Raw genomic sequence first — 22,084 nt, 5'->3', positions numbered from 1 at the left:
TCCTTATTCATAACCTTCCTCAAAATCGACGCTGCCCTCGGGCTTGTTCTCATCTATAGTGACTTCTTTAACATCTAAAAAGCTCACTTCATCATCCATTTCCGGATCATCAGAGATATTACAACTTAACGCCACTGTGTAGCTCCCAAAAGGAACAAAACCGATTTCAAAGGGATATAGGGTTTGCGAGGAATCGAAATACACTGTTGAGCTTGCATAAGGAGCAACCCCTTCTGAACCGTCGTTATCAGCCAGTGTATCTATGTCTAATTGCGTACCTTGGTAGAGATAAACTGCAGCTGGGTTACCATGTATATCCGCTAACGGCTCACATAGGTTATTAATTAATAGCGTTTCAGATACTAGCCCATTGATATCACCTGCTTGTTGATTATTGACTATTCTTATTCCGTCGGATTGCAAAATATAACCCGTTTGTCCCTCTGGCGCAGTTAGCGCTTTGCGTAAATCAAATTCCACGGTGAAACCCACGTCAGTATTTTCAACGGCACTAAAGCCATTTAGCTCAATCTCGTTAGAGGGCACCCTGATTGGGGTTTTGCTGTAATCTAGTTTATCCACAGCGTAGGAACCATCGGTCATACCAAGATTGATTTGTGCGTAATGGCCAGCTTCGATTGTGTAATCATTCACTAATGACAAAAACTCACTACCCTTGTACTCAAGTAGATTAATACCAACGGCATTAGGCACAATATTGCCAGTATCATCCAAACAAAGATCGTTAGCGGTAATGCCAAAATCTGCATCACCAACTTGCATTACCAGATCGTCTGACTCCCCCGTGAGGGTTATGCTCGAAAAACACAAAATAACATCAGAAAGGCCATCTACCGGGGCGTCGCTCACAGCTAAGGAAAAAGTTGGCTGCTGGGTATCAATAGGGTCGACAAAAAGAGGTAGACCATCGTCATTGCCACCACAGGCAGACAAAGCCACAAGTAAACATAATAAAGACGACTGAAGGGGTTTCAAACTCATCACTTCTCCTTGAAAAATAGATCTGTGGGTTAATTGCCAATACATATCTGACAACTAACAAGGCGTTAGTTCATAGCAAGTTAGCTATTAAGAGTGTTAAAAAATATGTAATTTATTTTTAATCAACAACTTAGAGTTGGCTGGAGAAGTAGGTGAAGGGTATGTTTTCGAGCAATAAAAAACCCCGCTAGTGAGCGGGGTTTTGACGTTTTTAACAACATTAGGACCTTGTTATTGTTCTTATTTTTTTTATCGTCCTAGCTGTTTCCTTAAATATTAGATATTAAGAACGGCCACCGGTGAAATCTGGATATGCTTCCAAACCACACTCGCCGATATCTACACCTTCAAACTCTTCTTCTTCGCTTACACGAATACCGATGATAGCTTTAAGGATTAACCAAGCTACCAAGCTGGTTACAAATACCCATACAAAGATAGTTAGTGCACCAATGATTTGACCAGAGAATGAAGAACCGTCATTTGTAAAAGGTACTAATAGAAGTCCTAGCAGACCAACCACACCATGAACAGAGATAGCTCCAACTGGATCATCAATTTTCATTTTATCTAGAGCAACAATACTTCCAACAACCAAAATACCACCTAAAGCACCGAATAAAGTAGCTTGTAGAGGAGTTGGCGTTGAAGGTTCAGCAGTAATCGCAACCAAACCAGCTAATGCGCCGTTTAAGGCCATAGTTAGGTCAGCTTTACCGAATAACACGCGAGCTAGAACAAGAGCAGCAACTAAGCCACCAGCAGCAGCAGCGTTGGTATTCATAAATACCACGGCAACAGCGTTAGCACTTTCTACAGTAGCTGTCGCTAGAACAGAACCACCGTTGAAACCGAACCAACCCATCCATAAAATGAATGTACCTAAAGTCGCTAAAGGTAAGTTCGCACCAGGGATCGCGTTGATTTTACCGTCAGCAGTATATTTACCTTTACGAGCACCAAGTACTAATACACCCGCTAATGCAGCAGCTGCACCAGCCATATGTACAATACCAGAACCAGCGAAGTCAGAGAAACCTAAGTCGCCAAGGGTATACATACCGAATACAGCTTCGCCGCCCCAAGTCCAAGAACCTTCCATAGGATAGATAAAGCCAGTTAAGATAACTGCGAAAGCAAGGAACGACCACAATTTCATACGCTCAGCTACCGCACCTGAAACGATTGACATTGCTGTAGCAACGAACACTACTTGGAAGAAGAAGTCAGCTGACGGAGCATAAGTTGCTGGTTCAGCTACATCAGTAGCACCATCACCAACGATTCCATCAAGGAATAAAGTGAATTCACCGCCACCGTACATGATTGAATAACCGCAGACCATATACATGATACAAGCTACAGAGTATAAGGTAATATTCTTAGTTAATATTTCAGTGGTGTTTTTAGCACGCACTAAACCGGCTTCTAGCATGGTAAAACCAGCAGCCATCCACATGACTAATGCGCCACATATCAAAAAGTAAAAGGTATCTAGTGCATACCCAAGCTCAAATGTAATTTCCATGATTTTCTCCTGCCCTGCTGCTTAAATGGCTTCGCCGTCAGTTTCACCCGTGCGGATACGTACTGCATGCTCTAAGTCATATACAAATACTTTTCCGTCTCCAATCTTGCCCGTTTTCGCTGCGCTAACAATAGCTTCAACTAAACGTTCAACATGATCGTCTTGCACCGCAATTTCCAATTTAACTTTTGGTAAAAAGTCGACTTGGTATTCTGCACCACGGTACAATTCGGTATGACCTTTTTGACGTCCAAAGCCTTTAACTTCAGTGACAGTCAAACCATCAATGCCAATCTCTGAAATGGCTTCGCGAACATCATCAAGCTTGAAAGGCTTAACTATCGCAGTTACTAATTTCATTGTGTTACTCCCGATATTTTAATTTTGTTTTTATTGAAACGCTCTATTCCTAAAACAAGTCTTATGCCACTAATGTTTACGCATAAAAATCAATTACTTAGATTAGAAAAAATGGATTGAACCTACAATTAAAGCACCAATACCGAGCAAAAGGCAAATTTCGCACACAAATGGTGCATAAATTCACTGTAATCGAAAAGCGTTGCTAAAAGGGAACTAAAAGAGATACTGCAAGTCTATTGTCGAATCAATTTGACAATAATTATGCTGGATAGCACGCACCTTGGATTTTGAACGCCAACAATACATTCCTCCAGAGACGAAAAAACACTCTTTGCAAAAAGTACTGCTTATTTCTGTACTTGCTCACGTTTTAATCGGTTGGTGGATATTGTCTCAACAGCGTATAAACATTCCTGCAAAAGTTGAGCAGGAAACATCTGCTATCAATGCGAAATTAATCTTTTTTCCACCACCGAAAGTGCAGGAAAATACTATTGAAGCTGACACTACGGAACAATTACCTGAACCTCCACCAGAACAAATAGAACAAAAACAAGAAAGTAACCCCGTGGTTGAAGAGATCAATGTCGATGAAAACCCAAGTGTTGTCGATGAGGTAGTGGTGGAGGAAGCCCAAGAAACAATACCTGCGGAACAAGAGGTCCAAACAAAGGACATACCTGAAATCGTTGAACCTGTTACCCCCGAACTACCCACAATAGAAAATGACACTAGGCGTGAAGATTTACCTTCGATTGATTATCCAGATAAGTCTGACGATGAGGCACCGGTTGCGACGTCACGTAATTTGGCCCAAAAACACTTGTTAGATCACTCGGCACAAGCCAATCAACGGATGGCGGAACAAGAAGCACAGCGCTATCGTCAACAACGGGAATCACCGGATCTGAATTTACCTAAATTTGATCCCTATAAAACCGAAGATGAAAAGTTGATGGAAGAAAATACTATCCGGGTAGATTGCAGTTCCGCGGTAAATAAAACACTGCTAACGGTTTTACAATATACCACCGGAAGCACTATGGATTGCAGTAAATCTCAAGATTTTGAGCCTTACATCGATAAGCATGTTAAAAAGCCCATTAAGCCGAAAGATAGACGCTAATTAACCGACTTTTGACTCATTCAGCTTGTAAACCTAATTCCCAAACAGCCTTTCCCAAAAGCTTTTACGCTCTTGAATTTTTGGGTTTTTGGTATCACATTTATCCGCCCGTTTAGGCAGTACTTCTAATATGGCAGGTAAACTCATACTGGTCTGACAGCCCGCTTGGGTGGCTCTTCCCGTTTGTGGATTAAAATGGGCGATACCTAAACCTTTTGGAAAACGTCGAACCAGTGACTTTGGCGCTTGCAGGGCCTGAAAATCTAAAAATAAGCTCAATGCACCACTGGCCCCTGTTAATCCAGTACTCTTATTGTCATCTGTCCCAATCCAACTGGTAACTAAGATATTTTTGTCATAACCACTAAACCAACTATCACGGTAGTCATCGGTTGTACCTGTTTTGCCAGCCATATTAATAGTAGGAAAACGTCGGCGAACTTGTTTTGCTGTGCCTTCTAAGGTCACTTTATGCAGAGCATAATTCATTAAATAAGCGACTTTTTCATCAATAATTCTTTTTTCTGGGGCATCAAAGGAGTACATCAATTGATTATCAGAAGACATGATTGCATTCACCGTATGCAGGGGGATCTGCACGCCATTGTTGGCAATGGTTTGGTACATTTGATTAACCTGAATAGGCGATAAATCTAGGGCGCCTAAAGTCAATGCAGGATATTGGGTAATAGGCTCAGTTACGCCAAGGCGTTTAAGAGTTTGAGTGATATTATCTAACCCCAACTCCATACCTAAACTTACAGTGGGCACATTGAGGGATTGGGTTAAAGCAGTATACAAGGGAACTTGACCACGAAACTTTTTATCGGCATTTTGCGGTTCCCAAGTTTCCCCGCCTTCACTAGGTAATTGAATAGGATTGTCGAACAAAGGAGTGGCTAAGTTATATTCTTCTGGATGTTCTAAAGCGGTAATGTAGATTGCGGGTTTAACTAGAGAACCGATGGAACGTTTAGCGTCTAAGGCCCGATTAAAACCACTGAAGCCTGTTTTACGATCCCCAACCATTGCACGAATTTCACCGCTATCAATGTCAGTTACCACCATTGCGGCTTGCAAGTTTTCTAATTTACGCTGTTTTTCGATACTTGTTATGCCACCTGATAGTGCCGACTCTGCTTTACGTTGTGCGTTTGAATCAAGGGTGGTGAACAATTTCACCCCTGAGTCACGAATATTTGGATTATCTAAAATAGTATGTAATTCACGTCCCACTCTATCCATAAAGGCGGGATGTTTACCCTTGACCAACGTTGCGCCTGTAGCCACTTGAATTGGCTTATCCAACAATTTTTCAAAGGTCGTCTTATTAATTTTCCCGCCTTCAAACAGCAGCCTTAACACCAGATTTCGTCGCTCCAAAACACGTTCAGGGTGACGTCTTGGGTTGTAGTAAGAGGGGCCTTTAATCATACCAACTAAGGTAGTCATCTCCTCTAAGTTGAGCTCGTTCAGCGGGCGATCAAAATAAAAGTAGCTGGCTAAACCAAAGCCATGTACACCGGTATTCCCACTTTGTCCTAAAAACACCTCATTTAAATAAGCTTCCATTATCTGATCTTTGCTATATCGAGCATCGATTAGGATGGACATAAAGGCTTCTTTAATTTTTCTGGTTATGGACTTTTCATTGGTTAAGTACATATTCTTGACCAATTGCTGAGTTAGAGTACTACCACCTTGCACAGCGCGCCCGGCTGAAATATTTGCTATCAAGGCTCTTAAAATGGAAAGGGGAGCAATTCCATGATGCTCATAAAAATCTTTATCCTCAACCAAGACCAGCGCTTCAACCAACTCTTTAGGAACTTGTCCAAGAGATACCAACATTCGGTCTTCTTTGCCGTCACTAATCAACCGTGTCACTAGCCATGGTTCTAACCTAAAGCTACTGATTTGTTGACCGCTGTTAAGATTAACAATGCTTGCTACACGGCCTGATTTTACGGTTAACGACAGAGCTGTTTCACCTTGAAACCCATCGGGGAAATGAAACGCCCGACGATACACTTCAAAATGATTGTTACTGTATTGATACTCCCCTGTTCGGCTGGCGTTAGCTACCCGTCGATATCCCAACAGTGTTAACTCTTCAATAATTTCTTTACTGGTAATTTCTTCTTTTAAACTTAACACCAATGGACGCGCATAAATTTGCGCCGGCACTTGCCATTTATTGCCAGAAAACTGATGGGCAATCACTGCGTCTAAGTAAACCATGTATGCGGTCATAGCAACGATACACACCAGAAACATTTTCCAGAAATATTTGCGGAACCAAGGTAAGGGATTCAATTTTTGGGCTAGTGACATGGCTGATTAAGGGGATCTTTGTTGGGGTTGTTTTTAGATAAGCAGTCTATCAGTGCCGACGAGTTGGCTCAAACCAGTATTCAAAAAATATGACAATAATTAGATATTGTGGTCACTACTTGCCGATGCTCTATCAACAAATAGTGACTGACAAACACTCAGTTAACTTATCGAATCACAACATTCTTGAAAACCGAATTTGAATTTGGGTTTTCTACATCATTATCCATTCCAAAAACAATATAAGGATAAAAACCGGTATAATATTCTCCGATTGGAATTACAAATTTTTGATAATCCCCATCGGCAGTATATTGAAAATCATGATTCCCCCAAACTTGGGTTCCAAACAAACGAAAGGTTAAACTTTCATTTGTGAATTCATTGCTAGTGAACCCAATACCATGAATTTCCCCTTCAGCCGTTGATTTAAACTCAAATTCCAAAACAGTATCTGCATTAATAACTGTGTTAAGTTCAATTTTCTGCCACAAATTTCCTTGAAGTTGCAAAGTGTAACCAGAGTCGAGCACTGTGGTAGTACTATCACCTTCTGGGTTTTGACTGGGATCTAAATCAAAAATATCTAATTCATTGAAATTTAAACTGTCGTTTGGAATGGGTTCATCATCGGTATTTTCAAAAATAGAGATACGACTAAAATAACTAGTGGCAACAGAATCTGTTATATCGTTATCCATTGCAAAAACTAAGTACGGATAGGTACCCTCCTCATAATATTGTCCCACTGGAATTGTAAATGACTGATACTCGCCAGTTCCTGAATAATTGAATTCACTTATTCCCCATTCCTGAGTACCGTATAGTTGAAATGTTTCATTTCTATCGGCCAAATCCATTGTATAAAAACCAATTCCGTGAATTTCCCCTTGTGATGTAGATTTGAAGTCAAAGGTTATCATTGTATTTTCTGTAATAGACTGATTTATTTCTATTTTTCTCCACAAATTACCTTGCATCTGTAACGATTCCCCTTCATCGATAACATCACTAAAGCTTGAACCAGATGGGTTTTGAGCAGGATCAAATTCAGTGATGGAGAACTGGCTTAAATCAAGGGTTTCAGTGGGGGAAGCATCATCGTCAGTATTGTAGACTGTGACATTTGAATAGGTTCCGTTGGCAGTGGAGTCTTCTACATCGTTGTCCATAGCAAAATAGATAAATTCTATATTGCCAGTGTAAAACTGCCCAACAGGGATAGATATATGCTGAACTTCTCCAAATTCTGTATAACTTGTACTATTTAGTCCCCAAGTTTGCGAGCCCGCCAATGAAAATGTTCTAGCTTCTTCCATTTTATTGTCATTATCTAAACCAATTCCATGGATTTCACCTAAAGATGTACTTAAAAAGTCAAACTCAATTACTGTATCGGATTGAATAACGTGATTTAAACTCACTTTAATCCAGCGATTTCCTTCTAAAGTTATGCTTAAACCGTCCTCTGAAATTATCACGTTACCTTCAAAGTCTTGCCCTGTACTAAAGGGCGAGTAAGGTAAATCATTGAAGTTTAAAAATTCACCTGAAGGGTTTTCTGTCACTTCAACTTCAAAGTTTTGTGTATCAGTTCCATAATCATTGCTTGCACTAATTTGAATTAAATTAACTCCTAGTTGACTGGACGTCGGCGTCCATGCAACTAGTCCATCTTCAGAAAGAGTCATTCCCTCTGGACCATAATCCAAATCAAAAGTTAAGAGCTCTGTACCTTCTGCATCAACTCGATTATCGGCATCATATTGATAAGCTATTCCAGAGGTTGCAGTTGTATTAGGAGTAGAAATAATTACTGGAGGGAATATATCAGCAAGACAGACTCCAGAACTGACCAAAGCATCCATTTGCGACAAACTACAATCTGAAAACTGATCACTGCCATTAATACTTGGGTTCATTAAAAAAGTTCCATTTGTTGCAGCACAGGCTGAACCGGCCTGATTGTCATGGGGAGCTCCAAAGTTATGCCCTATTTCATGGGCAGTAATGAGTGCAGTATTAGAGCCGAAACGTTGAGTTACACCCACTGAGTAGCTATTACAAATAGCGCCAACATAGGCGATACCAATTGTCCCGCCATCTAAATCCTTTCCTGTAAATAAGTGACTTAGACCTGGATTATTATAACTCACGGCAACGTAGGTGCGATAAGCCACGATTAAATCTTCGGCATCCGTCATGGTTAATGTGCCGTTATCCTCTAGTACACGGATATCATCCACAGTCACCTGAACGCCTACTTGTTCTGAAAAAATACCATCAACTACATTCATTTCGATGAGCATTTCCGTCGCCGCGTCCTGGGGATCTCCAGCTTCGAACTCGGCATCCGCCACTAGTGAGACTAAAATTTCCTTAGAAGCCATTTCACTTGCCATTTCAGCTAGTTCGTCGATGTAACTGGAATAATTAAAAGCAGATTGAATTGCATGACTCTCAAGAGCACAAGTAGCGCTATGACTCACGTCTTTTGCGTTGTAAACCACCAAATCATCAGTGCGCTCACTAAGGGTGTCGACCAAATTTAATTCAGCATCGAGTTGTTTTTTATAATTCACGAAATATAAATCATGGCCATCATAAAATGCCCCACTAAGTCTCCCTTCAACTAAACTGAATCTGGCCCAAGAGTTTTCAGAACCGTCCAGCTTACCTTTATACAAAGCAACCGTAGAATGTAATTTAAGTCGCAAGCTTGCTGATAAAAGTTGCTTATTCTCGACTAAAATAAATGTTCGTTGCTCTGAGTTGGTATTCAAAGCCAACCTAGTTTGAGAATTCTCACTGTCTATTTTTAAAAAATTAAACTGCGCTTCGCTTACCTGGGAAATAGTTAGATCATGGTTAGACTTGGCATCTGCGTTCGAAAGGGCAAGGGTAATTAGAATATAAAAAATAGTTAAGATTGAGCGGTGGAAAAAGTGAAGGGTTTGCATATTTGCTACCTATTAGTGACCAACACAGTCCAGCAAGAGCAGGTACTGTTCAACATCATCCCATTGTATCGGTTAATTTATACACACCTCCAGCATTATATGTGACCAAAATGTTAAACAGATGAATTTACAGGTAAATTAATTTTCCGCAGGTCATCACCAGAGCGAGGTAAAACTACATATACTTCTTAACCCGGGTGGTTGCTTGTGCTGTTGCGGGATTGTCAGGCCAAAAATGCTTGGGATAGCGACCCTTCATTTCTTTTTGAACATGGGCATAACTACCTTGCCAGAACCCAGTAAGATCTTGGGTTTTCTGCAATGGCCTACCGGCTGGTGATAATAGAGTTAGGGTAATTGGCACTTTACCATTGGCGACACTGGGAGAGCTATCGTAGCCGTACATTTGCTGCATTTTCACTTGCATTTCAACTTGACCATCAGCTGAATATACTAGTTTACATTCTTGTCCAGTTGCATCTTTTATTTTAACCGGGTAATACTTTTGTAAATGTTGCTGCTGCTCCCAAGTTAATCGCGTTTTCAAAATTGTTAACCAATCCAGTTGTTGTAGCTTAGTGGCACTCACTATGCCATCGAGAAAGGGTTGCAACCATCGTTCAAGCTCCGCTAATAGAGTGGGTTCGGAAAAATCAGGCCAACAATCGCCTTCGACTTTACGGGCTAAACTTACTCGATGGATGAATGTCCAAATCCTATCTTGCCAATTTAAAAATGACAGTCCTTGCTGTCTGATTTGGTCGAGCACTATTTCTACGCATTTTGCTGGATCTACGGCTTCGATTTGTTTTTCTCGTAAGACTATTGCGCCGAAGCTTTGTTTTTCTCGCGCCACAACTTTATTTAGGCTTTGCGACCAAGTGTATTCACACTGCTGTTCAAAATGGTCTTTGAATAATTCAAAAACCAACGCCTCATCAATGGGTTCTGCTAATTGAATAAAGGCATCAGCTTGCTCACTTACGGTTAATTTGGTCACTATAATCCATTTACTCAACATAGCAGCTGCTTGCCCATTAGGGTTATAGTATTTTGCTCCAGTTCCATTAACCAGTTGGTAAGCACCATTATCCCGCAATCGAGCGATTTGATCCGGATAAGCTGAACTTAGTAATTGACTTAACTTACCCTTTTCTAGATTCAATGAACGACTATCACAAGAACATCCAATGCGTTTTGCCCAACGTTTCCCTTGGACCCAAATGGGATGCGAGGGGTTAGAAATAAGGAATACTAAATGTTGTCGTAATTCTGTTTCCCTTCGTAGCTCGTTGATGGGTCTAAATTCGAGTAAAGCTACCAATAAACAGGCGAGTGTTTTTTGGAAGCCATCTCCTTGCTGACTATGCACCAATAGTCCAGCTAATCTTGGGTGACAACCAAAACTATTCAGTGCTCTGCCATGAGCTGTTAGTTTGCTGGAAGAATCAATAGCACCTAACAACAATAACACTGACTTAGCATAATCAAGTTGTGATGAGGTTGGATGATCTAATAAAGGTAATTCGGATAACTCGCTGCCCCAAACTTTTGCATCCAAATACAAACCACTAATATCCGTTTCTAGTATTTCCGGCGCCCGCTGAGCAATCAAACGTTGCTGAGTCTCTTTCGACCACAACCGATAACAATCACCGGGCGATAATCGACCGGCTCGCCCAGCCCGTTGAGTGGCAGACGCTTTAGAAATTTGCTTCATGGACAGTTGTTGTATACGCCGCTGCCAATTGAAGTTGGCAACATTCTCTAAGCCCGAGTCGATTACCACTTTAATACCGTCAATGGTTAAACTGGTTTCGGCAATATTCGTGGCCAGCACAATTTTACGTCGCCCTTGTTTCGCGGGTTGAATTGCTAAACGTTGTTTGTGTTTATCCAGTTGACCAAATAAAGTATGAGTTTCAATCTCTGGTGCATGGTATTTAGCGAAATAGTCTGTACAAAGCTGCTGTGTAGCCACTATTTGTCTGGCCCCAGGCAAAAAGACTAATAGGTCGCCTTCATGGCTATCCACAGCCTCTCTAATTACTTGAAAAACATCTTGTTCCAAAGGGCTTTTCGTTCTTGGTCGATAATGGCTAGTAACCGGAAAGCTGCGGCCAAGGCTTTCTAACTGTTTGGCATCCGGTAATAACTTTGCCACCGCAGCCGCATCTAGAGTGGCAGACATAACTAACAATCGTAAGTCGTCACGGATTGCCTGTTTCACTTCTAAACATAGAGCTAAGGCAAAATCAGAATGTATATTGCGTTCATGAAACTCATCAAAAATAATCAATCCCACATTGGCTAATTCAGGATCGTTTTGCAACAGACGGGTAAGCAAACCTTCGGTCACAATCTCTAGCCTAGTGTTAGCACTTACTTTCGATTCGCCCCGCATGCGATAACCAATAGTTTGACCTACAGGTTCACCTAACTGCTCAGATAAATAGACCGCAATCGAGGTAACGGCGATTTGCCGAGGTTGTAGCATAATAATTTTTTGAGCTGCAAATTTAGGATGTTGAAGCAGTTTTAATGGCAAGTAGGTGGATTTACCCGCACCAGGAGGAGCGACTAATATCACATCTTGAGCTTCTATCTCTTTTTCTAATGCTGGCCAGCAAGTTTCTACAGGTAACACGCAGTCAAACCAAAAATCCTCTATAATCAGCTCATTCTATCGTTGCTGGAGTTTCAATGCGCTACTTTTTAGGATTTGATTTAGATGCCAAATCAAAAATTGCACTAGATGATTGGCGTAATAAAGCCTTGCCTAAGTTTGAACGTGCTGTTCCTGCTAAAAATTTTCACATCACCAGTGTATTTTTAGGACAAGTTAAAGAGCAGCAATTAGATCACCTTTGTAGTGCCATACAGGACAGCGAGTTTCATAACTTTAACCTGCAAATTAATACGTTAGGTTATTGGTCGAAACCCAAGATTTTATGGCTGGGCGGTACGCAAATACCCCAACAAATGTTGCAGATCAACAAACGCTTAACGGAATTCTCCCAACAAGCAGGGCTAAATATACCAATTAGAGAATATATTCCTCATGTTACTTTAGTCCGAAACGCTAAAAGTAATCCTCCGGCTCCACTGTTTGCTCCCGACTTTGAGTTGAAGATCGGACAATTACATTTATTTGAGTCGGTAAGTGGAAAAAATGGTGTGCAATATCCTATTCGGCAAAGTTGGTCGCTATCACCTTCCATTCGCCCCCGATAAACTTTTATGTAATTCCAATAAGTGCTTTACCTCGGGCCTATTCCGGCAGCACAATAAGGGGATTAGTAGTGAGTTCGATTTTAAGAGAGTAATTTATTCATGCAACAAACCTTTAGACTGGTAATTGATTGTCCAGATCAAGTGGGATTAGTCGCCGCTGTAAGTCAGTTTTTGGCTGATCAGCAAGCCACAATTGTCGAAGCCAGCCATCATACAGATGCTAAACTTGGTCGCTTTTTTATGCGCCACGAAATAAAAACTGACACCTTAAAACTGACGTTGGAAAGTTTCAAACAAGCGTTTGAACCCATTGCTCAACAATTTTCAATGAAATGGAAAGTTTCTGACTCTTTGCAAAAGCAAAAAGTCGCTTTGCTTGCTAGCCATGAATCCCACTGTCTCATCGATATCCTGCACCGCTGGCATAGTGGCGAATTGGATTGTGAAATACCCTGTATCATAGCTAACCACCCTCAGATGAAACAATTTGCAGATTGGTATCGAGTACCTTTCCATTGGGTGGATTTTAAAAACCAAGACAAAGCAGTCGCATTTGCTCAAGTTGAAGCTTTATTGGAAGAGTATCAGGCGGATCTCACTGTGCTTGCGCGTTTTATGCAAATTGTCCCCGATAACCTATGTCAAAAGTTAGCGGGCAAAGCCATTAATATTCATCATAGCTTTTTACCCTCATTTGCTGGCGCTAAACCCTATCAACAAGCCTATGATCGAGGCGTAAAATTGATTGGTGCAACCTGTCACTATGTAACCAAAGATTTAGATGAAGGACCCATCATTGAACAAGAGGTGATACGTATTAGTCACAGTGACTCTGCCGAAGATATGGTTCGCAAAGGAAAAAACTGTGAGAAAGCCGCGTTAGCCAATGGCGTCCGTTATCACTTGCAAGACAGAGTGATCATTCACAAAAACAAAACCGTTGTATTTGCATAAGCTAAGGGGCAACTAATGTCTATTTATCTAGTTCGCCACGGTGAAACAGACGGTAACCGGAATCGCATTGTACAAACACCGGAAACGCCATTATCTGCCCATGGTCATCTACAAGCACAAGAATTAGCTGATGCTTATCAAAATCATCAAATTTCAAGAATACTGTGCAGCGATCATACTCGTACCCAACAAACCGCGAAACCTGTGCAGCAGTTGTTGGGCTGCGAATTGGTTTTAACTGAACTGTTACAGGAGCGGAATTTAGGTGCGCTCAGGGGAACACCTTGGAAACAAATTGATTTTGACTTTTTAGCCGCCGATTATCATCCTGAAAATGGTGAAAGTCAGCCGCAGTTTGGCCAACGTGTGGAGCTAGCATGGCAACAAATTATTCAGCAGGCTAACGAAATAGAACAGAGTTTAATGGTAATCACCCATGGATTAGTTTTGCGTTATATTTTGCAACACATTTTGCAGATTGATGAGGCTAGTTTAGAACGTTCTGGAATTGAAAATACCTGTGTAACCCAAATCGACAAACAGGATTTCAGTAATATTAAGTTATTATGTGATATTGCACATTTACGTCAAGAAGTGGTCAAAGGAACAGCGATTTAATCCTAACCCTAACGTTAGAAAAACGCTGAATAATTAACGTTAACCTGATTGTCGATCATACCTCGGTCAAATAGCGTCCCAAACTCGCCCGTCGCATCCCAATGATGACTACTCAATGCTATATCTACTTGGTGGTCATCTCTTACCCCTTTAAAACGGCTGCTTATTTTGAAGATTTTACTTTTAGGTAAGGTTAATTCCAGCCCTTGGGAGGTTCTAAATTCAGGGGCAGACTGTAATATCACACCAGCACTGAGGCTCATTTTTCGGCTCAGGCTATATCGAGGCAATAGAGCATATCGTTTGAGACTAATTTTTTGATTATTGATACCCCATTCTAATTGACCATTTGCATAGCTCATGCCCCCTTCAAATGATAAACGCTGATTAACGGGGTGCACAAAGGTCAACTCATATTCTCGATGACGACAACCGTCAAATTTTATACGTAGCTTGTTAAACTCAATTTTGGTGGTATCAGGTATTATACTATTTAACCAACTCACGCCTTTAGACACGATGTGTTCTTCTGCTTGGCAGGTACTGCCAAATAACAACATAAACAAACATAGATACTTGAACATGATGTGAACTCTTAGGAGTGATTTAATATGTTTAAATATTACTCAAAAAAGACTACCTATAACGTACATCAACTGACATTAGGTATTTAATTAAATACCTGTTATCTATTTTTTCCTCAATGCTAAGTGAAACTTTTCAACCACTTAGATAAAAAGAGAGCGAATAACCATTCAAGCAAACTTATTAAAAAAGAATCAAGGACTATGTTCTGTAAGGGTTTGTAGACGATTAATAAAAGTTGATTTAGCGCTGATGCTTGTAGTTTTCTTGCTAGGGATTAGTATTATCAACAATACTCGCACACGAGTATAAAACGTATAACAATAAAAATAACAGCAGAACCATCTCTTAAATAATTGGTAAAAATTAAATGAAAAAATTTGCTCTGACACTAACAAGTGCAATGCTAATTGCCACGCTAAGTGGGTGCTCGCAAAGTACGAGCTCCTCTCAATCTGAAGACAATGTATCTATGGCTGATCAAGTCCTACAAACCAATCCTCTCCTTGCTGAATATTCAGGTCCTTATGGCGGTGTACCGGCCTTTGATAAAATGGACTTAGCCTTACTCATTCCCGCATTAGAAAAAGGAATGGAAATTAATTTAGCCGAAATAGAGGCGATTACGAATAACCCTGCAGCAGCAACATTCGAAAATACCATTGTTCCATTAGAAAAATCTGGTGCAGCACTAGGTCGCGTATTCACTTATTGGGGTATTTGGAGTTCAAATAAAAACAGTCCTGAATTTCGTGAAATTCAACAGGAAATGGTTCCTAAAATCTCAGCATTTAGCTCTAAAATAAATCAGAACCAAGATCTTTTTGCTCGGGTTAAAGCGGTATATGAAAGTGAAGAATATAAACAGCTTAATTCGGAACAACAACGTATAACCTGGCTAACTTACAATAGTTTTGCACGCAATGGCGCAACCTTGGTAGGTGAAGCTAAAAAACGTTACGCAGAGATCAATCAAGAAGTTGCAAGCTTACAAACTAAATTTGCCAACAATGTTTTGGCAGATGAAGAAAATTATGTGCTTTACATCGATGGCGACCAACTCTCTGGCCTACCTGAATCATTTGTTACAGCTGCAGCATCAGCAGCTGCTCAACGTGGCCATGAAGGTAAGTATGCGATTACTAACACACGTTCTTCAATGGACCCGTTCCTTACTTACTCTGAAGAGCGTGAGTTACGTAAGAAAGTATGGGAAACCTATTACAGCCGCGGTAATAATGGCGACGAGTTCGACAACAATGAGCTGATTAAACAAATCTTAACGTTGCGTCACGAACGCGTTCAACTGCTGGGCTATGACAACTACTCCCAGTGGAGACTCGAAGATCGCATGGCAAAAAACCCTGAAAATGCCATGGATTTAATGAAAAAAGTTTGGCCAGCAGCCATTGCTCGTGTTGATGAAGAAGTTAAAGACATGCAAGCCGTGGCAGATGCAGAAAATGCCAATATCACTATTGAGCCTTGGGATTACCGCTTTTACGCTGAAAAAGTGCGTAAACAAAAATACGACCTAGACTCTGACCAAGTGAAACAATACTTACAACTAGACAAACTTCGCGAAGCAATGTTTTACGTTGCCGGTCGTTTGTTCAACTTCAAGTTTACTCCTATTGAAGAAGGCAAAGTTCCTGTTTTTCACCCTGATGTTAAAGTTTGGGAAGTAACCGACCTCACTTCTGGAGAACATATTGGTTTATGGTATTTAGACCCGTTTTCTCGCAAGGGTAAACGCTCTGGCGCTTGGGCAACAACCTACCGCAGTTACACCACTTTTGATGGTAAGAAAACTGTACTTTCTTCGAATAACTCAAACTTCGTCAAAGGCCCTGAAGGCGAACCTACTCTAATTTCTTGGGATGATGCAGAAACCTACTTCCATGAGTTTGGCCATGCTTTGCATTTCTTGTCAGCTAAAGTAGCCTACCCCACTTCACATTCAGGGGTGCGTGATTACACTGAGTTCCAGTCACAATTATTAGAGCGTTGGTTGATTACAGATGAAGTTATCAACAACTATCTTGTTCATTACAAAACTGGTGAACCTATTCCTCAAGAGCTAGTTGCTAAAATCAAAAAAGCATCTACTTTCAATGAGGGCTTTAAAACAACTGAGTATATGGCGTCGGCAATTATGGACTTGTTGTACCACACAACAGATCCAGCCACTATTGACCCTCAGAAATTTGAACAAGAACAACTTGTGAAAATGGGTATGCCAGAAGAAATGGTAATGCGTCATCGCAGCACTCAATTTGGTCACATCTTTAGTAGTGAAGGTTATGCCTCTAGTTATTATGGATACATGTGGGCTGAAGTCTTAACCTCGGATGCAGCTGAAGCTTTTGCTGAAGCACCTGGAGGTTTCTACGACAAAGAACTAAGTGAAAAGCTAGTTAAACACTTATTCGCCATTCGCAACGCAATGGACCCTGCTGAAGCTTATCGTTTGTTTAGAGGTAGAGATGCAAATGTTGAAGCCTTGATGCGCGACCGTGGATTTCCAGTGAAATAAACGGTACCTAAGCCTAATTTAGACATCAAAAATAGCACTTTTTAAGTGCTATTTTTTTGTCTTGGTTTTGCAAGTATTCATCGACACCACCGATGAACCAGAACCAGAACCATGCCATGCCATGGTAACGGTTTCTTCTAATAATCATCAACTTGAGAGATTTTCTCTAGCATATTATTGTCGTAGCCATATGGTGTTAGCCCGTTCATTTTGTGAGTAACAGGACAACAACTCGTTTCTCAAAAGTCTGACATAGTTGAAAAATATGGTTGTCAACCAGCGAGCCCCCTCATTGACTAGACATACATAAACAGTGACAACACAATTTAAGAGCCTGGGCCATGTACTGGCACAAGCAAACGGTTCTTTACCACACTCAATGCAAACCTTTTATTCTCACCTCAGCAACTCACCTGTTTTGCCAATTTGGATTTGATTTATTTTTTAATTGAACTAAGGTAAATAAAACGGCGCTAACAGCATTTCTCGTCAAATCAATTACATTCTTATAAGTCTGACTCTTTAAATAGTGTGTATGTCCCTATCATAATGATTCTTACAACATGGAGTTGAAGAATGTATTCTGACACTGATCCTGATCTTATCTTGCAAATGCTGGACTATGCTATTGTCTGGTTACCGGCTTTTTTGGCGTATTTGTTACTGCGAACCGCGGCGGTGCGGGCTGTGTTATATTTTATGATGCAAAAAGCAAAGTCAGAGCTGTCGCAACCGTGCGAGTTTACAAGAGGTAACGCACATAGAACTTCGTTGAACAGTCGAGTTTATAATTCACGTTTCAGCATTTCCCCCACTGACACCTTGCAATATGATAGATGGCAAAAAGCACTTAAATCAGGAAGTAGCAGTTGGTGGCGATTCGCTAAAGCTTGGGCATTGTTTACGGTTATTCTGTCATTTTTAATATTTTATGGGGTCAAACATCCTCCAGATATAGCCCGATACCCCATTCAATCAATACTTGCCGGAATGTTACCCTTTGTTTTCGGTTTCCTGCTATTAATTGTCATAGTACTCAATGGCGCAAAACGGTATTTATTGGGTTATGTGCCTTTTGTCAGTAGTTTTTTGTGGCTATTAATGACCTCATTGTGTGCGCTTTTAGTTGCCCCAGTATATGAGTTAAATTGGTTTGTATGTGCCTTACCCGGCGTGCTTAGTTTGTTATATTATTTCACAGCATACAGAAGGCAACGGTTTAAAAACTGCGAAGATGAAAACAATCGATTATTGATTTTACGGGTGTTTGACGCAGATAAAAATACCGCCTTTACGTTTGGTGATATCAGTCATTTTTGGCGCTTTATTGGTTCCACGATCACCGTTGTCGACCCTTCTTATTTGCGCTTTCGGTATTCGCTTTCTTACCCTCGCAGTAAGTTACGATTCATGCGAATTGTGTTTGTCGTATCAGGGCTCTTAACTTTAATCAGTTTATCAATTGGTGGAATAAGCCTTTTAAATGGACAAGTTACTGGATTAGGGGGAATTTCACATCAGGCCAGAATCGAATTACTGGGTATGTTCGCATGGCTAATACTTATTCCATTAGCCTTGCTGCCATTAATTTTTATTTTGAAGCGCCGTTTTATAGCTAGTCAAGATGATCTGAACACCAATTTAACGATGATCAATAACGAAGCTGTATCAATCGACGGTGTGTATCAAGATATCTCTTTATATTGCCACAGCAATGCTTGGAAACCAGCTATTAGTAGCCTGCTTGATATAAGTACAGTAATCCTGATGGATTTAAGAGGACTCACGCCAGACAGAGCGGGCAGCTTATATGAGTTGGATTTAATTATTCACAGTGTGGCGCTGCATAACGTGGTTTTTTTGATCAATGACGAAGCAGAACAACATCAACTTACAGATTTAATTAGAGAACGAGTAACGTTAGCCGCAGCGAACTCTCCGAATCGCAATGTCAGCGAGATTAACCTAAATATATATCAGCCAAGTCGTTACGAGGTTCGCGACACGGAACGACTACTTGCAATGCTCGCAAGCGCTACCGCAAAGCCAGGCCCGGGACATTTCTCCTATATCATTGACACCTTAAGTGTATGGCAACGTTTCAAAATTATCATGGCAAAACCCATGCGAATGTGGCGCGTAATTAGCGAATATATTGACATGATTATTTCGCGACCTCCTTTAGCTTACGCGGTGATACCTGCTATATTTTTGATAGTGATAAGTCTATTTAGCGTCCGGATTATGGCTGTACTAAATTCCTTACCCACACAAACCAATCATCTGACTCAAAACCAGACAGACCTAGAACCCTTACCACAACCTATTATAAACAAGCCCATTAGTCCCCCCGTAGATTTTGAACGACCGACAGAATCCGTCGAAGTATTGGACCATTACGCATTTACCAATTGGAAAGGTTTGTCTGTTCGATTAGATATTAATACACCTTATGCAGATAGCGCTATGGAGATGGGCTTGGTAAAGGTGTTTGAGTCGATTGCTGACAATCAAGCAATAAACATAAGCGAAATCAATACAGGCTTGTTTAGCCCGAACTTGTTAACCGCAATAATTCCAGTTAAACGGGGATCAATTACAAAAGTATCATCGGATGGAACCACCACTTCCACAAAAACGCATCCCAAAGGCCAAATTCGAATTTGGCTAAAGTTCGAGGATAGTAAATCGGTTAATATCGTAAACAATATAGACGGCGAACTGCTGTTAAAACTTCCTAACCCAGCTCAGGTAGTACAAATTGAATTAAAAAACATTCAAGTTTCACAATCATTTACTATTAAAGGCTTTGAGTCGCTCGGATTATGTACTTATAAATATTATCCCGACGCCAAGTCCCTATTAGTTTCATTTGAAAATCCGCTCCCTCAAAATAGCAAAATATTTATTCTAGATTCCGATGGCACCCGCGTTAGTGCGACATCTAGTAGTAGTGTTTCATTGGGGTCCGGGGCGAATAAAAAGCGGTCCTTCAATAAAACGTTCTCCGTTGGTTCAGTCAAAAACATAAGCTTGGAAATCGTACAGCTAGCTAATATGCTTGAAGTTCGTGTACCATTCTATGCCAACAACATCCCCGTTGAGCGTAGATAGCGGATATTAAGATGCAGACGAATCGAATACACAAAACATTATACGCGGGCAGTAAAACTGGTGTGGATAATTACAATGAGCAGTTATTTGAACAGTATAAAATTTATTTAGCCTCAGCCGATACTATTAGTAGTCGTCGACAAAGCGCCAATAGTTTTTTTGTCACCCTCAATACTGTGCTGGTGTCACTCATCTCCTATCTCAACATAGGTCACACAGAGACCACAAACATATTCTGGTTAGTATCTACTGCTGGAATAGCAATATGCTACATGTGGTATCGCTTAGTACGCTCATACCGCGACCTCAACACGGCTAAATTTAAAGTGATTCATGAGATAGAAAAGAGTTTACCCCTATCTCCTTTCGATGCAGAATGGGAAGCTGTGGGCAGAGGCGAAGATAGCAAACTTTATTTACCCTTCACTCATGTGGAAATGTATGTCCCCATGGTATTTATTGTTTTGCACTTATTCGTTTTAGTATCGAGCTTTGTAAGTTTTTAAATCCCTTTGACATCCCTATTGATAATTTACTACAAAGTTTTATCTCACTCAGATAGTGTTGCATCCCTGTAACACAATATCAGAAATGTCAGTGTCAACTGTCTTATTTTTAAGCGAGACACTTGCTGGGCAAAACAGCCACATATATTTCGTAGCTTTGTCTTCACTCGTCACGTTTAGCGTGACTTCATCTGCCGCAATCATAGGTTGCTTGATTATAATCTCAATAAGCATGGCATATAGTGCCCTCATGCATATATAGGTCTAGCAAACTCGTTATCAACAATGCTAATAAGACCAACAATGGACTTCCTAAAACCCACATAACTTGTCTTCAAACAAGTTTAATACCTTTGAATTTAGATGGGATTGCAACGTTGGAATTAACTTGGAAGTAGGTGGTTTACTAGACGCTTGCTTTGCTTTAACGTTTGAGTTTGTTTATTTGAGATTTTTGGAGATGTGTTTTTTAGAAGACTGAAAAATGCCTACCCATAATGCTATTTCCAAAAGCAGGCCCAAGGCTATAAATGCAATGGCGCCGATAACATTTCCTACATAGTAGCAAACTACAGCCAAACAAAATAAAGCAGCTAATAATAAATATTTAGTTGTTTTCGTCATAATAATTTCTTCCGTTAATTAAGGACATTGCGGAGACACTTCATTCTCAGCACAAGGAAAGCAACTGCGAATTTGTTTGCCTTTATAGACATTGCAAACCTTACCGGTTTCAACATCTACCAGAAAAGACTCATTCTCAGCTTGATAATAGTAATGAACAAAAAGCTGCCCTTGATCTTCAAATTCATGTTGGGAATTGGGCTCACCTTTGGCAACCAATAAATCTTCCTGATTCGCCAATTGAAGCCCATCGTTTGCCATTCCACTTTTGAAGATGAAAATTGATCCACAGACTAAGAATATGAATACCGACTTCTTCATTTAGCGTTTAGCTCCCCATTATTTTTAAAGCAAGGTACGGAGAAACAATAAAAACCAACGTCATGGCTTTATAAATACTCAGAAAGTTAATATACAAAGGCGGCAACGTACTTTTTTCAACTTGAAATACCTTACTATGGATTGAAGATATGACTTCAGGTTTAAGTGTAACAATTAATGTAGCAAGCATTAAATAGACAATATTAATTATTGAAGCCCAACCAAATAGCTCGGTTATTTGTATAATACTCATATGGAATTACCTTAAGTTTTTGGTCT

Annotated in this window: 17 protein-coding genes; 7 read left to right on the top strand and 10 right to left on the bottom strand. The window is 40.4% G+C overall.

What is annotated here, in order from left to right; genetic code table 11:
- Nucleotides 1-3: 3 nt before the first annotated feature.
- The 3 genes from ABJV04_RS10515 to glnK form a co-directional block, all read right to left on the bottom strand.
- On the bottom strand, nucleotides 4-1,002 hold the full coding sequence (locus tag ABJV04_RS10515) for a DUF4382 domain-containing protein (RefSeq protein ID WP_348491471.1): 999 nt from the start codon (nucleotides 1,000-1,002) through the stop codon (nucleotides 4-6).
- Nucleotides 1,003-1,285: 283 nt separating this feature from the next.
- A complete protein-coding gene (locus tag ABJV04_RS10510) occupies nucleotides 1,286-2,530 on the bottom strand; it encodes an ammonium transporter (protein ID WP_348491470.1) in 1,245 nt (414 codons plus the stop codon).
- Between the two features lie 21 nt (nucleotides 2,531-2,551).
- The gene (glnK, locus tag ABJV04_RS10505; RefSeq protein WP_216048856.1) at nucleotides 2,552-2,890 is read right to left on the bottom strand and encodes a P-II family nitrogen regulator; all 339 of its coding nucleotides are present in this window, start codon (nucleotides 2,888-2,890) and stop codon (nucleotides 2,552-2,554) included.
- A gap of 283 nt (nucleotides 2,891-3,173) precedes the next feature.
- Between glnK and ABJV04_RS10500 the strand changes: the two genes are divergently transcribed.
- Nucleotides 3,174-4,019: a hypothetical protein gene (locus ABJV04_RS10500; RefSeq protein ID WP_348491469.1), complete on the top strand. Its 846-nt coding sequence runs from the start codon at nucleotides 3,174-3,176 to the stop codon at nucleotides 4,017-4,019.
- 33 nt (nucleotides 4,020-4,052) lie between these two features.
- Here ABJV04_RS10500 and mrcB read toward each other — a convergent pair whose 3' ends face one another.
- The 3 genes from mrcB to hrpB all read right to left on the bottom strand — a co-directional run bounded on the left by mrcB (nucleotide 4,053) and on the right by hrpB (nucleotide 11,960).
- On the bottom strand, nucleotides 4,053-6,353 hold the full coding sequence (gene mrcB / locus ABJV04_RS10495) for a penicillin-binding protein 1B (RefSeq protein WP_348491468.1): 2,301 nt from the start codon (nucleotides 6,351-6,353) through the stop codon (nucleotides 4,053-4,055).
- A 167-nt stretch (nucleotides 6,354-6,520) separates the two neighbouring features.
- Nucleotides 6,521-9,313 carry a M12 family metallo-peptidase gene (locus tag ABJV04_RS10490; RefSeq protein ID WP_348491467.1) on the bottom strand — a complete coding sequence of 931 codons (2,793 nt, stop codon included), beginning with the start codon at nucleotides 9,311-9,313 and terminating at the stop codon, nucleotides 6,521-6,523.
- A 175-nt stretch (nucleotides 9,314-9,488) separates the two neighbouring features.
- The gene (hrpB, locus tag ABJV04_RS10485) at nucleotides 9,489-11,960 is read right to left on the bottom strand and encodes an ATP-dependent helicase HrpB (RefSeq protein WP_348491466.1); all 2,472 of its coding nucleotides are present in this window, start codon (nucleotides 11,958-11,960) and stop codon (nucleotides 9,489-9,491) included.
- Nucleotides 11,961-12,016: 56 nt separating this feature from the next.
- Between hrpB and thpR the strand changes: the two genes are divergently transcribed.
- From thpR to ABJV04_RS10470, 3 genes are all read left to right on the top strand, one after another.
- Nucleotides 12,017-12,547 carry an RNA 2',3'-cyclic phosphodiesterase gene (gene thpR / locus ABJV04_RS10480; protein WP_348491465.1) on the top strand — a complete coding sequence of 177 codons (531 nt, stop codon included), beginning with the start codon at nucleotides 12,017-12,019 and terminating at the stop codon, nucleotides 12,545-12,547.
- A gap of 99 nt (nucleotides 12,548-12,646) precedes the next feature.
- Nucleotides 12,647-13,501, top strand: coding sequence for a formyltetrahydrofolate deformylase (gene purU, locus ABJV04_RS10475; protein ID WP_348491464.1), 855 nt, complete (start codon nucleotides 12,647-12,649; stop codon nucleotides 13,499-13,501).
- Nucleotides 13,502-13,516: 15 nt separating this feature from the next.
- Nucleotides 13,517-14,119: a histidine phosphatase family protein gene (locus ABJV04_RS10470; RefSeq protein ID WP_348491463.1), complete on the top strand. Its 603-nt coding sequence runs from the start codon at nucleotides 13,517-13,519 to the stop codon at nucleotides 14,117-14,119.
- A gap of 14 nt (nucleotides 14,120-14,133) precedes the next feature.
- Here ABJV04_RS10470 and ABJV04_RS10465 read toward each other — a convergent pair whose 3' ends face one another.
- A complete protein-coding gene (locus ABJV04_RS10465) occupies nucleotides 14,134-14,703 on the bottom strand; it encodes a hypothetical protein (protein WP_348491462.1) in 570 nt (189 codons plus the stop codon).
- A gap of 371 nt (nucleotides 14,704-15,074) precedes the next feature.
- Here ABJV04_RS10465 and ABJV04_RS10460 point away from each other — a divergent pair, with 371 nt between their 5' ends.
- The 3 genes from ABJV04_RS10460 (at nucleotide 15,075) to ABJV04_RS10450 (ending at nucleotide 20,860) form a co-directional block, all read left to right on the top strand.
- Nucleotides 15,075-17,240 carry a M3 family metallopeptidase gene (locus ABJV04_RS10460; protein WP_348491461.1) on the top strand — a complete coding sequence of 722 codons (2,166 nt, stop codon included), beginning with the start codon at nucleotides 15,075-15,077 and terminating at the stop codon, nucleotides 17,238-17,240.
- A 576-nt stretch (nucleotides 17,241-17,816) separates the two neighbouring features.
- Nucleotides 17,817-20,354: a hypothetical protein gene (locus ABJV04_RS10455; protein WP_348491460.1), complete on the top strand. Its 2,538-nt coding sequence runs from the start codon at nucleotides 17,817-17,819 to the stop codon at nucleotides 20,352-20,354.
- 11 nt (nucleotides 20,355-20,365) lie between these two features.
- Nucleotides 20,366-20,860: a hypothetical protein gene (locus tag ABJV04_RS10450; protein ID WP_348491459.1), complete on the top strand. Its 495-nt coding sequence runs from the start codon at nucleotides 20,366-20,368 to the stop codon at nucleotides 20,858-20,860.
- Between the two features lie 441 nt (nucleotides 20,861-21,301).
- Here ABJV04_RS10450 and ABJV04_RS10445 read toward each other — a convergent pair whose 3' ends face one another.
- The 3 genes from ABJV04_RS10445 to ABJV04_RS10435 are packed head-to-tail and all read right to left on the bottom strand — an operon-like array spanning nucleotide 21,302 to nucleotide 22,058.
- On the bottom strand, nucleotides 21,302-21,484 hold the full coding sequence (locus tag ABJV04_RS10445; RefSeq protein ID WP_348491458.1) for a hypothetical protein: 183 nt from the start codon (nucleotides 21,482-21,484) through the stop codon (nucleotides 21,302-21,304).
- Nucleotides 21,485-21,502: 18 nt separating this feature from the next.
- Complete coding sequence (locus ABJV04_RS10440) at nucleotides 21,503-21,805, bottom strand: hypothetical protein (protein WP_348491457.1); 303 nt, start codon at nucleotides 21,803-21,805, stop codon at nucleotides 21,503-21,505.
- Between the two features lie 7 nt (nucleotides 21,806-21,812).
- Nucleotides 21,813-22,058 carry a DUF6868 family protein gene (locus ABJV04_RS10435; RefSeq protein ID WP_348491456.1) on the bottom strand — a complete coding sequence of 82 codons (246 nt, stop codon included), beginning with the start codon at nucleotides 22,056-22,058 and terminating at the stop codon, nucleotides 21,813-21,815.
- Nucleotides 22,059-22,084: the final 26 nt, after the last annotated feature.

This window comes from Aliiglaciecola sp. (genome assembly GCF_039982535.1).
In the GTDB taxonomy this organism is placed as follows: Bacteria; Pseudomonadota; Gammaproteobacteria; order Enterobacterales; family Alteromonadaceae; genus Aliiglaciecola.
The sequence above is the reverse complement of the archived record's forward strand: the minus strand, read 5'-3'. Positions and strand labels throughout refer to the sequence as shown.

Bases quoted from the DNA above. Each gene is read 5' to 3' on its own strand.
- ABJV04_RS10445 (WP_348491458.1), bottom strand. From the start codon at position 21,484: ATGACGAAAACAACTAAATATTTATTATTAGCTGCTTTATTTTGTTTG.
- ABJV04_RS10455 (WP_348491460.1), top strand. From the start codon at position 17,817: ATGTATTCTGACACTGATCCTGATCTTATCTTGCAAATGCTGGACTAT.
- ABJV04_RS10450 (WP_348491459.1), top strand. From the start codon at position 20,366: ATGCAGACGAATCGAATACACAAAACATTATACGCGGGCAGTAAAACT.
- glnK (WP_216048856.1), bottom strand. From the start codon at position 2,890: ATGAAATTAGTAACTGCGATAGTTAAGCCTTTCAAGCTTGATGATGTT.
- mrcB (WP_348491468.1), bottom strand. From the start codon at position 6,353: ATGTCACTAGCCCAAAAATTGAATCCCTTACCTTGGTTCCGCAAATAT.
- ABJV04_RS10470 (WP_348491463.1), top strand. From the start codon at position 13,517: ATGTCTATTTATCTAGTTCGCCACGGTGAAACAGACGGTAACCGGAAT.
- ABJV04_RS10465 (WP_348491462.1), bottom strand. From the start codon at position 14,703: ATGTTCAAGTATCTATGTTTGTTTATGTTGTTATTTGGCAGTACCTGC.
- ABJV04_RS10435 (WP_348491456.1), bottom strand. From the start codon at position 22,058: ATGAGTATTATACAAATAACCGAGCTATTTGGTTGGGCTTCAATAATT.
- ABJV04_RS10515 (WP_348491471.1), bottom strand. From the start codon at position 1,002: ATGAGTTTGAAACCCCTTCAGTCGTCTTTATTATGTTTACTTGTGGCT.
- ABJV04_RS10460 (WP_348491461.1), top strand. From the start codon at position 15,075: ATGAAAAAATTTGCTCTGACACTAACAAGTGCAATGCTAATTGCCACG.
- ABJV04_RS10510 (WP_348491470.1), bottom strand. From the start codon at position 2,530: ATGGAAATTACATTTGAGCTTGGGTATGCACTAGATACCTTTTACTTT.
- ABJV04_RS10490 (WP_348491467.1), bottom strand. From the start codon at position 9,313: ATGCAAACCCTTCACTTTTTCCACCGCTCAATCTTAACTATTTTTTAT.
- purU (WP_348491464.1), top strand. From the start codon at position 12,647: ATGCAACAAACCTTTAGACTGGTAATTGATTGTCCAGATCAAGTGGGA.
- ABJV04_RS10440 (WP_348491457.1), bottom strand. From the start codon at position 21,805: ATGAAGAAGTCGGTATTCATATTCTTAGTCTGTGGATCAATTTTCATC.
- thpR (WP_348491465.1), top strand. From the start codon at position 12,017: ATGCGCTACTTTTTAGGATTTGATTTAGATGCCAAATCAAAAATTGCA.